At 46.0% G+C, this 15,268-nt stretch carries 3 protein-coding genes; all 3 read left to right on the top strand.

Annotation, left to right across the window (positions count from 1 at the left end; translation table 11 throughout):
- Positions 1 to 218: 218 nt before the first annotated feature.
- Positions 219 to 2,024, top strand: a complete 1,806-nt coding sequence (locus ICN19_RS09395) for a TolC family protein (protein WP_216247370.1) — start codon at positions 219 to 221, stop codon at positions 2,022 to 2,024.
- A 41-nt stretch (positions 2,025 to 2,065) separates the two neighbouring features.
- Positions 2,066 to 2,971, top strand: a complete 906-nt coding sequence (locus tag ICN19_RS09390; RefSeq protein ID WP_216247368.1) for an efflux RND transporter periplasmic adaptor subunit — start codon at positions 2,066 to 2,068, stop codon at positions 2,969 to 2,971.
- A gap of 33 nt (positions 2,972 to 3,004) precedes the next feature.
- Positions 3,005 to 15,268 (top strand): DUF4347 domain-containing protein (locus ICN19_RS09385; protein WP_216247366.1); only part of this gene is annotated, 12,264 nt, incomplete at its 3' end.

Genomic DNA, 15,268 nt, shown 5'->3' with positions numbered 1-15,268 from the left:
TATTAGCCTTTAGGCAAACAGCCGATCGCCTGATACCAATGGAAATTTACCTAAATTAACATCAATTTCTACCAAAAAAATGATGAAAAGTAGTTGATTTTGTTGCTTGTATCAATCGACGAATTATCAATTATTTCCATCGCAGACTTACCTTTTTAATGATTTACCCACTTGTTATCAATATGAAGAATTTCAAAAGAAAAACTATTGCAGTCTCTATGGCCTTGATTACAGCCGGCATGTCTGGTTGTAGCTTTATGCCAAAGCCACTAACGATTAGTGAGCAGCAAGCGTTATTGCAAGAAGACCGAGTTAAGGCGCAAAAGGATGTTGAGCCAGTGGGTGATTTATTAACCTTCAATGAAGCAGTTGCCCGCGGCCTTAAATACAACTTAGACCACCGCTCTAAGTTACTAGAGCAAGCAATTGCACTGGGTACCTATGATGTCTCCAAATATGACATGTTGCCTAAGGTTTTGGCTTCTGCTGGATATAACTATCGTAATAACTATTTCATTACAAATGCTACTGGTGCTTATTCAGGTAACCCATCTGGATCTGCTGAGCCATTCGTAAACTCTGATAAGCAGTATGGTCAGGCTGGATTAATGCTGAGCTGGAGTCTCTTGGATTTTGGTGTGAGCTACTTCAATGCGCGTCAAAATGCCGATCGCATTATTGTTGCTTCTGAGCGTCGCAGAAGAACGATGCACGTTTTGGTGCAAGATATTCAGGCCGCTTACTTGCGTGCCGCCGCCGCCCAAAAACTCAAGAAAGATATTGAAAGCACTATTGCCGAAGCCAATGTGGCTTTAAAGAATTCCAATAAGGTAGAGAGCGGAGGTCTAAAACCACCTCTGGATGCTTTGAAATATCAAAAAGCATTACTCGATAACATCAAGATTTTAGAAACCATTGATCTAGAGTTATCTACCGCCAAAGTGGAGTTGAATCAATTAATCAATTTGCCTGCTAAAGCAAATTTGAAGCTGGAAGACCCAGATAGCTTGGTTGTACCAAATGCCTATAACCATGCCGAGACAGAAGAGTTTGAGGTGCGCGCAATCGTTGCCAATGCAGACCTTAAAGAGAGTATCTATAACGCCCGTATTGCTGTAGAGGAAACGCGCAAATCAATGCTGCGTTTGTTCCCAGGACTAACATTTAACATCGGGCCGCAAACCTCGAATAACACCTACTACATCAATAAGAATTGGGTAGAGGGTGCAGCTAACGTTAGCTTTAATTTATGGAATCTGCTAAGCGCTCCGGCAACCATTAATTTAGCTGAGCAAAACCAAGAGCTTGCTGCGCAAAAACGCATGATGGTACAGATGGCGATTATTAGCCAGGTACACCTCTCCAAGATTCAGTTGGGTAATAGCAGTCGTTTGTATGCACGCTCCTCAGAGATCGACGCTGTGGATGGTCGTATTGCCAAGGTGACTGCAGCCAAGTACAAAGAAGGCGCTGCAAGCCAAGCAGAAAAAGTCGCCGCCGATGCTTCTTACATTGTGAGTAAGTTACGTAAGTATCAGGCGCTGTCTCAATTATTTGCTGCAAGCGGCAAGATGCAGGCTACTACCGGAATGGAGCCCCATTTTGATAGCTTAGATGAGACTACTTTGACTGAAATGACCGCCAAGGTAAAAGACTCATTTAAAGAGTGGAACTCTGGAATATTGCCCGCTGTTCCGGTTGATCCACCAGTAGCTAGTGCAACCTCTAATATTCCAAGAACCAAACCTACACCAGCAGGTCCTGCGGTCAACGTTGCTGATAGTCCTGCAACTCGTGAGGTGAATTCACTTGTAGGCAACATGCTCAAGGCATGGAAGACACCTTCAGGCTCTGCCGCTGCTACTGCTGCTGATAGTGCATCACTGGGTGATGTGGCATCAAAAGCGGGGGATTTATTCAAGGCATGGAAACCATCTCCATCAACAGCGCCAAATCCAAAAGCTCCGGCCGGCCGTGAGTCTAGCTCTTCACAGGATGCCGCTGTGATTGCAAAAAATAAGTAATCCCATTGCAAACATTAAATACCAGATTTTGATAGGTTTATATGATTAACGTAAAGCGTTTTTGGCCCGCAGCGGTTGCTGTAGTTTTTGTAATTGTGATGATCGAGTGGCGACCATGGCATGTCTTTACGAACTCCGACAAAGTAGCCCCTGCCTCGCAAGAAGTCAGCATGGATGAGTCTGCGCTGGATGCTGGAAAGCAAGATATCCGTGCGCAATTATCAGCGGTTACCTATAACTCAATAGCCTCAGAATTAAGCGCCAAAATATCTGAGCTGCCATTTAAAGAAGGTCAAGCATTTAAGGTGGGGCAAGTACTGGTAGTGTTTGATTGTGCTACCCAACAAGCTCAATATCAAAAAACCAAAGCAGTTTTAAGTATTGCTGATCGCAATTACCAAACGAATAAAAAATTATTGGCATTAGGTTCGGTAGGGCGCATTGAGTATGAGAACTCGTATTCAGAGTACCTCAAAGCGAAAGCTGAAAATGATGAGCTCGCATCAGTATTGGCACGCTGCAATGTGTTGGCTCCCTATAGTGGCTTGATTGTTGAGCAAAAAGTAAGAGCACAGCAATACGTTCAAGCAGGACAGCCACTCCTCGATATTTTGGATAACAGTGCATTGGAGTTGGAGTTTGTAGCGCCATCCAAATGGTCGCCTTGGTTAACTGCAGGTTACAAATTTGAGATTAAGTTGGATGAAACAGGCAAGTCCTACCCAGCAAAAATTACTCGCGTTAACGGCAAGATTGACCCGGTGAGTCAAACCATCAAGGTTGCCGCTGTGATTGATGGTGAGTTCAAAGAGATTGGCGCTGGTATGAGTGGAGTGTTGGTAATTAATCCACCTGAAACCACAAGTAATCCAGATGTCACCAACGCACCAAGTACAGCAAATAGCGCATCAAGCAATACCGGCAATAAAAGTACTAATAGCAAATAAATCGTAACAATAAAAATTCGTAAGTAAAAGACAATGAGCAAACGCACCACTGGCAACAAAAGCATTCAGGCAAAAAAACAATATAAATCGGCTAGTAAGCCTAGACTGATTGCCCTTGAGCCACGAATGCTCTTTGACGGTGCTGCAGTTGCTACCGCAATAGATGCCACAAAAGATGCTCAGAATGCGCTAACGGATAAAGCTACAGCTTCACCAGAAGCCAATACAGCAACACCTAATACAGTTGCAAAAGTAACAGATACTCCAATTGCTATTGATAAAAACCAGATTGAAGCAGTAGCTTCTCTTTCTGGGCTGGTTGACGGTGCCTTAGCTCTTGCTCAGCCAGCAGGCGATCGCAATGAGCTCATCGTCATAGATGGTTCGCTAGAGAACCTACAAAGTTTGTTAGCCAATATCAGTCGCATTGCTCCCGATAAAGCGCTACTAGTATTAGATCCGACTCAAAACGAAGTAGAGCAACTGACGTCATTCCTGCAGCAGCACAACGCTGATTACGATGCCATCCATATCCTCTCCCATGGTGGACCGGGCTGGATCAGTCTCAAAGACCAAGTCTTAAGCTTGGATGCCCTAGATCAAAATGCAGCCCTTTGGAATAGTGTCAAAACTAGTCTGAATGAAGCTGGTGATTTACTCCTCTATGGATGTAATGTCACTAATGATAGTAATGGCCAAGCAGAGATCAATGCATTGGCCACTTTCACTGGCGCAGATATTGCTGCATCAACGGACGTCACCGGTTCAGATGGCAACTGGGTGCTAGAGACAACAAGCGGAGCTGTCGATGCTAAAGCCTTGGTCGCTAGTGATTGGCAGAGTGACTTAGGTGTAACTTCAGTGACCAGCATTACTGTGAACGAAGCATCACCTTATGCAGTCTTTACTGTCGTGGCTTCGCAGGGCCAGACCATGACTATGGCGCTGACTGCTGGTACTGCAACAGGCGCTGGAACTGATTATGGATCAGCTACAGCCTCCCTAAATCTTCAGTACTCGCTTGATGGTGGTGCTACTTGGGTAAGTTATAGCGCTTCTTTCGCCGCCACATTAACCGGTACCGGTTTAACTACTGGACTTTTGGTACGCACACCTATTAATAATGATGTGACACCAGAAAATGGTGAGACATTTACTTTGTCGGTAACGCCAACTAGTGGAACGGCTGTAGTTGGCACAGCTACCATCAAGGATGATGGTACGGGAACGATCTTTACTGCGGCTGGTGGAGTCGATTCTGCTGCTGCGAAGAATAATGATATTACTGTAACCAGTCCTACATTGAATGAGGGATCGCCTTACGCATTCTTTACCGTGAAGGCTGTGCAGAGTCAAAATATGACTTTGGCATTAACTGGTATTACTGCTACGGATAGTGGCACAGATTTTGGCTCCGCTACAACTACCAACCTTCAATACTCTTTGGATGGCGGTACCACTTGGGTAAGTTATACGGGTGCTTTTAACGCAACTACAACCGGTACTGGAACCACGGCAGGTATGTTGGTTCGCACGCCAATCACTAATGACACTGTTGTAGATAACGGTGAAACCTTCACCTTAACCGTAACACCAACAGGCGGTGTAGCAGTAGTGGGGACAGCAACGGTTAATGATGATGGTACGGGAGCTCTTTATACAGGTACTGTTACAAGCGGCGCCCCAGTTGTGGCAACGGCACCAACGATCACTAACAATATGGTGGCAGCTGCTAGCGCAAGTAGTTTGCCGAATGATGACCGCCCACTCTCGGTGAATGGGTTTTCAGTCACGGAATCTGGTGCTTATGCTGTATTTACTGTTACGGGTGGAGCAGGGCAATATACCAAGCTTTCATTAGGCGGTACTGCAACATCTGGCACGGACTACACAGCTGCGTTTGAATTTTTCAATGCCACTGCGGCAACGCCAGCATGGCAGGCATATACAGCTGGCAACTTTGTATTAATACCCATTACAGGTACTTTGTTAGTACGGGTAGCCATTACCAATGACGTGATTTCTGATAATGGCGAAACCATTACGCTGACCGCCACAAATACTGGCACGGTAGCAACTATTGGAACGGCTACCATTATGGATGATGGTACAGGCTTGCCATTTAATGGTGCATTAACCATTAATACTTTTACAGTAAATGAGGGTTCGCCTTATGCCGTATTTACAGTTGGCGGCAAAGAAGGTCAGTATGTAAGTCTTGTATTGGCAGCTGGCACGGCTACGGCCAATAGTGACTACACCAATAGCTTGGAATACTGGAATGGCGCGGCATGGGTTGCTTACCCAGCGGGTGGCTATGCACAGATTCCGAGTGATGGCGATGCAACACAAGCTGAATCTGCCAATTTATTGGTTCGTGTAGCCATTAACAATGATGCTTTACTCGAGGCTGTAGCTGGTGAGACTTTCACCCTAACGGCAAGAAGCATGGCTGCAACACCAACCACTGGAACTGGTTCGGTCGGTACTGCAACCATTATGGATGACGGCACAGGCACTATGTTTGCAACTGGAGTTTCAGGCGTCAATGGCGTGAGTCTAGCCACAACATCATCGCCAGCTACAGCAGTTATTGATGTCACAAGCATTCCAAATGATGATCGCGTAAAAGTAAGCAATGTAACGGTCAATGAGACCGGACTTTATGCGGCATTTAGCGTTACATCACCAAATACACAAGCGGTATTTCTGAGTACAGTCCTTGGCTCGGGTACAGGGTTTGCATCCTCTACTGATATTGGTGCGGGTCTAGAGTATTGGGATACGGCTTCAGCAGCCTGGGTTGCTTATACTGCCGGATCTAGTATCAGCATGACCGCCGGTCAAACACTGAGCGTGCGAATAGCTATCATCAATGAAGTAACGCCTGTTACTGAAGGTGCTGAAACTTTCACGTTACAGGCGCGCACTCTAACTGGTGCTGCTGGAGGCGCTCTTTTAGGATCGGGTACCGCGACAATTGTTGAGGACGGAACTGGAAGTACCTTTGCCACCATTACGCCTATTGTTCTGAATGAATGTTCGTCTTATGCGGTATTTACAATCGATCAAGTTTTTGGTAAGCAGGTTACGCTCAGTCTAGTCTCAACGACTTATGTTGCAAGTGCGACTACAGAAAATGCCACTATCGGCGCAACTGATGATGGTGCAAATGACATCAACAATACATTGCAGTATTGGAATGGTGGCGTATGGGTTAACTATGTAGATGGAAGCACAATTACTACGCCTACAAATACCACTTTGTTGGTACGTGTAGCAGTTTATGACCAAGAAGTTTACGAAGGTCCTGAAGCATTCACACTCAAGGTTGCTGATGCCAGTGGTAATGCTATTGGTTACGGTGTTGCAACCATCATGGATAACGGTACCGGAAGTTTATTTACCGGTGATGCAACCGTAACGGATGCTTCAGCTGCGTATGCACTTGCAGTCACGGCAGCTGAAAAACAGGCTGCATTGGAGCTTTGGCGCCAAGCAACAATAGATAAATCAAATGCCATTGTTGCAGGTAATCAAGGCGCATTCATTAAGGCTGATAATGGTGCTTATTACGTCTCGGGAGCAAATGCTTCCCCAACTGGCGCTAATCAAGCAACTCCATTATTGGTTAATGCTGCAAATGGCTATAACTACACTGGTACGATAATTGATGTTGCTGTTTCTGGTCGCTCTACAGATCAATACTTATTGCTGACAACTACAGGCTTATATGTTTGGGGTGCTGAAGATATTGGTATTCCAACGGCCTTAACCACTAACACTAGCTTCCAAAGAATTACTACACCGGCCGACTTTATTCTGGCTGATGTTAAATCAATGACAACGTCCTATCTTGGCACGATGTTTTTGATGAAGGATGGAACGGTTCGTTCAGTGACTACTGACAGCCAATATCCATCAGGACATCCGGCTACTGGAGACTTTACTAAGGTAGTGGATACCACCGGAAATGCACTCACTGGCATTACTAATTTAGAGCTTTCTGCCGGCTCAAGTTTTAAAACTGCTGCTTTTGCTTATAGTGCTAGTTCTGGCAAGTTTTACACCTGGGGAACAACTACTTATCTAGGTAATGGCACTGCATCTACCTCTCGTACGCAGGCCACAGAAATGGCAAATCCACTTCCTGTGGGTGTTAGCGTAGTTCAGATCGGTGCGAGCTATGGAACTTACTTTGTATTGGGTAGCGATGGCAAGGTCTACGTATGTGGCCTTAATGCGAGTGGATCTGCCGGTCAAAACAACACCACAGCGCTCACCAGTTGGACAACGATGCGCGACACTACTGGCGCGGTAGGTACTTCGCTAACTAGTGTTCAATTTATTAACGCGCAAAATAGCGCAGAAAATAATAACGGCGGTGATGCAATTGCATTAATACTTAAAGATAGCACTGCATTAGCAGTTGGTAGTGGCGGCCTTAGAAATAAATTAGGTACTACCGCCACTGGAAATATTACTAAGCCTACAGTAGTTGCGGGATCAATTGCGGGAAAGCAGGTTTACACAATCGATGTTGGCGGCTATTTTAGTGCGGCTATGACGTACGGCACTTCTGATGTGGTGAGTTACTCTGGCGAACCAGCTGGCTCCGTTGGAACTTCCACTACAGTTGCTACATTTACCTCGACATCCATAACAGGTATAGCAGACGCACCTATTGCAACAACTACGTTAGCTAATCCTACGCCTTCTCAGTTATGTGATGACACTGGCATCACGATAAACAATGTAACGGTGAGCGAGACTTCACCAGTTGTTGTGTTCGTGATTGATATTGCCACTACACAGACAATTAAGATGAACTTGGTTGCGGGCACCGCAACTGCAGGCACCGACTTCACCGCCACTATGGAATATTGGACAGGCTCAGCTTGGTTGGCTTATACCGCCAATGCCGCTTTAACTGTCACAGCAGGTACAAAACTAAACGTACGTGTCCCAATCAAAACAGATGCAGTAGTTGATCCGAACGAAACTTTCTTCCTGAATATTGCTGATATTGAAGGTAGCGTGATGAAGACGGGAACCGCAACCATTGCTGAGGGTTCAGGCCTCATGTTTACTGCGGGCACTACAGTCCCCGTGACAGTAAGTAGTCTAGCGGTGAACGAGGGATCATCTTATGCTGTATTTACGATTGCCGGTGCCGCCACTCAAGTCATCACTAGCTTAACATTAGCGGCTGGTACAGTTGATCCAGCAACAGGCGCTGGAATTGATTACGGCACTGCAAGCGGTACGGGCTTAGAGTATTGGAGTGGTTCAGCTTGGACCTCCTACGCTAGCGGCAGCCTTACGATTGACGGTACTGGTAAGTTGTTAGTTCGTACACGAATTATTAACGACAGTTTTGTTGATAACAACGAAACCCTAACACTCACGGCAGTAAACACTGCCAGTGGTAATGCAATGGGAACTGTCACTATAGTGGATGATGGTACGGGCATAGTATTTGTAGATGCTAGTCCATCAGCTGGTGTTCCTGCTACATTGGCAGCCCCAACGGGCGTCGTACTGGCGGCCAATGTAGCCAGCTTGCGCAATGATGATCGCATCTTAAGTGTGAGCGGCGTCACGGTAAATGAGGCCTCACCTTATGCCATCCTATCTGTGATCGGTGTTACTGGTCAATATGTGAAGCTATCTTTAACCGATGGCACAGCCACGGTTGGAGTAGATACTAGTTCCGCCTTGCAATACTATGATGGTAGCGCTTGGCAAACTTATGTGACCAACAGCTATGTCCCAATTCCAGCAAATAGCACAACATTATTGGTACGTATCGCAATTACCAATGATCTTTTGGTCGAGGGTAGCGAAACCTTTAATTTGCTTGCTACAAATTCAGATGGTAGTGCGGCAACTGGTATTGCTACGATTAAAGATGATGCTACAGGTAACGTATTTAGTATCACCAACACCACAGGTACGCCTGATGCACTTGGAAGCCAAACCGACTTACCAATTTCTTTAGATGATGATCGGGTACTAACGGTCAACAACCTATCTGTGAATGAGGCCTCTACATATGCCGTCTTCACGCTAACAGGTAAGATCGGTCAAGCTTTGTCTAGTCTTGCTTTAGTTGATGGTTCAACTACGCCGGCACAGGGTAGTGGCATAGATTATGGCGCGGCAACTGGTTCAGGCTTGGAGTACTGGAACGGGACTGCATGGACTACCTATACCAGCGGTACTGTGAATTTAGATAGCTCTGGTACTTTATTAGTTCGGACGGCCATCATTAATGATGCTACCGCTGATAATGGTGAAACTTTCACTCTGACAGCGATATCAAGTTCAGCAAACCAAACTGCAACGGGCACGGCAACGATTAAAGATGATGCCTCTGGCACACTATTTACATCTGGAAATCCAACCGGTAATACACCAGCTACAGCAACGCCAGTAATTACGGGTATGGTACTGGCTGCCAATGCATCAACTCTACTGAATGATGACCGCACATTAAGTGTGACCAGCCCGACAGTGAACGAAGGCTCACCGTATGCAATATTTGAAGTGACTGGCGTCACTGGCCAATACACTAGCTTGAGTTTGGCCTCAGTAACAGCAACAGTTGGTACTGATACGGGTTCTACTTTGGAATACTATAACGGCACTGCATGGGTGGCCTATACAGCGGGTAGTTTTGTCCAGATACCGAATGGCGATTTTTTACTCGTTCGGGTCGAAATTAAAAATGATACCGGCGCCTCAGTTGGCGAAAATGGTGAAACCTTTAAATTACTTGCTCAAAATACAAACGGCACTTTCAATAGCATCGGTGGGATCGCTACCATCATGGATGATGGTAGCGGAAGTTTATTTAGTATTAGTAATATTTCTGGTGTAGCGGATGCGCCCGGCACGAATGGGGCTCCGGCTACCCTTGACAGAGATTTTGGAATCACTAGTGTAGTGGTTAACGAAGGTTCACCATATGCGGTATTTAGTGTAGTTGGTGGCAAAAGCGGCTCAAACACAACTTATAACTACGACGGTCTTTTTAGTATTTCAATTACTGCTGGCACAGCATCTTCATTAGATTATGGAACCAGCTTTCAGTATTGGAATGGTAGTGCATGGGCAGCCGTCTACGGAAACATGTCTATTGCGAGCAAAACTTTGTTGCGTGTAGCAATCACGAATGACATGCTCAATGAGGGTACCGAAACCTTTACTGTGAATATTAGCTCGGGGAATGGCGCGACAGCCGCAGGAACAATCACTATTAAGGATGATGGTACAGGTACGCTATTTACAGCTGGCAACCCAGCAAATGGAATTCCTGAAACTGCCACGATACCAACGCCAGTCAATGGCGTAGTCGCTTCTGCTAATGCAGCTAGTTTGCCCGATGATGATCGTCCGGTAACCGTGAACAGTTTCACGGTGAATGAAGGTTCGCCTTATGCTGTATTTACAGTAACGGGTATTTCTGGTCAGCTTGTTAAGCTTGCAACATCCAATGGCACCGCCAGTTCGGCGGATTATGGTTCAAGCTTGCAATACTTTGACGGCAGCACTTGGCAGACCTATAACACTGGTGATTTCATCCAAATTGCGAGCGCGGGCAAGCTTTTGGTCCGCACAACCATTATTAATGACACGATTTGGGATCCCAGTGAAACCTTTAACCTCATTGCGACAACTACTGGTAATGTTTCAGCTACAGGTGTAGCGACCATAAATGATGATGGTTCTGGAAGTTTGTTTAGTGCATCCAATACAATGGGTATTGCAGAGACGGCTGGCACAAATGGTCTACCAGCAACATTAGATAGCGATCGAATTCAACCGCTAACAATTAACAACATCATAGTTAACGAGGCATCTCCTTATGCCGTTTTCAATTTAACCGGTACAGCAGATCAAGTTCTCTCTAGTTTAACTTTGGATGGTGGTTCAACCAATCCAGCATCGAGCGCTGATTATGGTTCTACATTGGAATCCTGGAATGGAACGGCCTGGGTAGCTTATGCCAATGGCACGACTAAGTTTGATAGTAATGGCAAGTTGCTAGTCCGGTTAGCAATTGTTAATGATGTTCTCGCCGATAACGGCGAAACCTTTACTTTGACCGTGACCGATCCAAGGGGTGCAGCAACTGGCACTGCTACCATTAAAGACGATGGCAGTGGAGCCTTATTTACTTCTGCTAATCCAACGGGATTAACGCCTGCTACAGCAATACCGCCAACCCCAGTGAGTGGTGTGGTACTTGCAGCGAATGCCACTAATCTGCTTAATGATGATCGTGCGCTGAGTATTAATAATCTTACGGTAAACGAAGGATCGCCTTACGCTGTATTTACAGTAACAGGGGTTACTGGACAGTATGTAAAACTTGCATCAGCTATTGGGACGGCTAGTAGCGCAGACTTTGGTTCTACGAGCCTGCAATACTTCTATGGCACAACTTGGCAAACTTATACGGCCGGTAGTTATGTCCAAATACCAGCCGGTGCATCGGGCACTGGCACCACCTTATTGGTGCGAACAACTATCGCTAATGACGCATTTGCAGATGATGGAGAGACCTTTACCTTAACAGCAACCAATACTGGCACGATTGCAGTTATTGGTACTGCAACTATCAAAGACGATGGAACGGGAGATTTATTTAGTAGCGCCAATGTAACTGGTGCAGCGGATGCACCAGGAACTAATGGCGCACCAATAGCCAGGGACAATGATCAAACTCTGACTGTAAATAGTGTTAGCGTTAACGAAGATTCCCCATATGTAGTATTTATTGTGACGGGTGTTGCAAATCAGCCAGTGACTAACTTGTCTTTGGTTGCCACCACTAATGTAAGCTCCAATGCCACGCTAGGAACTGATTTATCAACTACATTAGAGTACAACAGGGGTGCTGGCTGGGTTACTTATTCAGGCGGCACGGTGAACGCAGGTAGTAACGGTCAACTGCTTGTTCGTGCTGCAATCATTAATGACGATCTTCTCGAGAATGCCGAAACCTTTAAATTAGTAGCTACTGCCTTGGGCGGTAACACTAGCGCTGGCACAGGAACAATTCTTGATAATGCTCAGGGCGGTTTATTTAGCATTAACAATACAACAGGCGTTGCTGATGCAATCGGTAGTCAAAGTGACTTGCCTGTAGCGCTGGATAATGATCTTGTGGTGGGAGTCACAATCAGCAACATCGTTGTTAATGAGTGCTCTCCTTATGCCACTTTTGTAGTGGATAGCGGTTATGGGTTAGATGTCAAACTAAGTCTGGTTGCCACTACGTATGCTGCAGGCGGACCTATTGGTAACGCAACTATCGGTGCTACCGACAGCGGCAGCAATGATCTAAACAGCACATTGCAATATTGGAGTGGTAGTGCTTGGGTTAACTATACCAGTGGATCTGTTATCACGATCCCCACTACTGCCGATCTATTGGTTCGAGTAGCCCTTTACGATCAAAGTACCTATGAAGGTCCTGAGGCGTTTACTTTAAATGTTACCGATCCAAATGGCAAGTTGCGAGGTTCTGCTACAGCAACCATTATGGATGATGGCACTGGCACTATTTATACCGGTGACGTTACACCAGTTGACGCATCAGCAGTTTTTGCAAATGCAACTACTGCTGCAGAAAAACAGGCTGCACTAGATGCTTGGCGTCAAACCGACTTTGATAAGTCGCGCTACATTATTTCTGGATTCCACGGCGCATTTTATAAATCCGCTGATGGTGGTTATTACGTCGCGGGTGAGAATGCCTCAGCAACTGGCGGTAATGTCACCATTCCGATCTTGGTTAATGCCGCAAATGGCTTTAATTACACCGGCACCATTATCGATGTAGCCGTTCCTTCGACGCGATACGATCAATTCGTCATGTTGACCACTGATGGCTTGTATGCTTGGGGTACTCCAGGCGTTGGCTTGTCATCAAGCTATAACGCAAGCTATGCCTTCCAAAAAATTGCCACACCGACGGAGTTTGTTGCGGCTGATGTGAAGTCCATGACGGCATCCTATACAGGCGTTTTGTTCTTGATGAAGGATGGTACGGTTCGTACAGTAACCATGGCATCAGCAGACTCAGGTCATCCAAGTACGGGTGATTTCACTAAAGTAGTAGATGCTAATGGCGCCGTAATTACAGGCATTACGGATATAGAGTATTTCCAGAATACTGCATTTGCATATAGCGCAAGCACTGGTCAGTTTTATACATGGGGTGCGCGTACGTATTTAGGTGATGGCTCCGGTGTTAGTACGAGAATAACTGCAACCCTTATGGCAAGTCCATTACCGGCAGGTGTCAAGGCTGTACAAATTGGTATGAGTGATGTGACGTATTTCGTGCTTGGTAGCGATGGTCATGTCTACGTATGCGGCTCGAACCCAGCTGGAGCAGCAGGTCAGGGCAGTATTGGGGCGGTGCCTACTTGGACAACAATGCGTGACACCACTGGTGCAGCGGGAACTTCATTAGGTAATGTGCAGTTCTTTAGTGCGCAGAACAGTGCGATATACCCATCTTATGGCACCTCTGCCATTAATATGATTCTTAAAGATGGCAGCGTATTAGCCGCAGGGGCAGACAGTCGAAGTATGCTTGGTATCTCCACGGCGAGTACAAACTACTACCTATTAATTCCAACAGCCCCAGCGGGTTCGATCGTGGGCCAAGCAGCCTTTACCGTGGAGACTGGCGGCCACTTTAGTTCTGTTCTCTTATTCGGATGTTCTGGCGTGATTAGTGCTACTGGCCATAATCCAGGTGGTGCATTTGCTGACGGAACTACTACTGATCGTACACAATATGTTCAAACCCAATTCTTGGGTAATTTAGCTGAGGCTTGCGTTGAACCTATTACACTCACAAACCCAAGTTTGACTCAGTTGTGTGATGATCGCCCTCTAGCGGTTAATAGTTTGACGGTGAACGAAGGTTCCCCTTATGCAGTATTTACAGTCACCGGTGCAGCAGGGCAGTATGTCAAACTTTCGACGGCCAATGGCACGGCGAGTTCATCGGATTATGGTTCAACTTTGCAATACTTCGATGGAACTGCTTGGCAAACCTATGTGCCCGGTAGTTATGTTCAGATCCCAAATACGGGAACGACATTGTTGGTACGTGTTGCTATCACGAATGATGGTTTTTCTGACAACTCTGAAACGTTTAATTTATTAGCAAGCAATACCGATGGCACAACTGCTACTGGTGTTGGCACTATTAAAGATGATGGTACTGGGTCTTTATTTAGCACCAGCAATACTATTGGCACGCCAGAAACTCCCAGCACCAATGGCTTGCCATCAGTTTTAGATAATGATCAAGGGGTGGTTCAATCTCTAAGTGTTAATAGTCTCGTTATTAATGAGGGCTCACCTTATGCTGTATTTACAGTATCAGGTGCAGCCAATCAAGCAATCGCTAGCTTGGCTCTAGCGGCAACTACAAATCCGAGCCTGAATGCCACATTGGGCTCAGATACCGGTACAGCGCTGCAATATTGGAATGGATCTGCTTGGGTTGCTTACACCGGTGCAGCGGTGAACTTGGATAGCAGTGGTAATTTACTAGTTCGCGTTGCGATCACTAATGACGCTTCAGCAGATAACAACGAAACCTTCAATTTAGTAGCAACGAATACTGGCGGTGTAGCGGCTATTGGTTTAGGAACTATCCTAGATGATGGTACTGGCACTCAATTTACTGCTGCCAATCCAACCGGGCTAATCCCTGCGACGCTGACACCACCAACTCCAGTCAACGGAGTAGTGGGCAGTACTGATGCTGTGAACTTGCCAAACGACGATCGTCCACTCGCTGTAAATAACCTCGTCATTAATGAAGGTTCGCCTTACGCAGTCTTTACCGTAACGGGAACTACTGGTCAATATGTCAGCCTTGCTTTGGCTGCTACGACTAATCCGAGCCTCAATGCCACATTGGGCGCTGATACCGCTACAGCTCTACAGTACTTCAATGGCACTGCTTGGGTTGATTACACGCCAGGTAGCTTTGTACAAATTCCTAGTGGTAGCAACGCTTTACTAGTTCGCGTTGCGATCACTAATGACGCTTCAGCAGATAACAACGAAACCTTCAATTTAGTAGCAACGAATACTGGCGGTGTAGCGGCTATTGGTTTAGGAACTATCCTAGATGATGGTACTGGCACTCAATTTACTTCTACCAATCCAACTGGAATCACGCCTGCAACACTGACACCACCAACTCCAGTCAACGGAGTAGTGGGTAGCACTGATGCAGTTAACCTGCCAAATGAC

The sequence above is a fragment of the Polynucleobacter sp. AP-Capit-er-40B-B4 genome (genome assembly GCF_018882245.1).
Taxonomy (GTDB): domain Bacteria; phylum Pseudomonadota; class Gammaproteobacteria; order Burkholderiales; family Burkholderiaceae; genus Polynucleobacter.
Note: the sequence above shows the minus strand (reverse complement) of the source record. Positions and strands in the feature narration are given on the sequence as shown.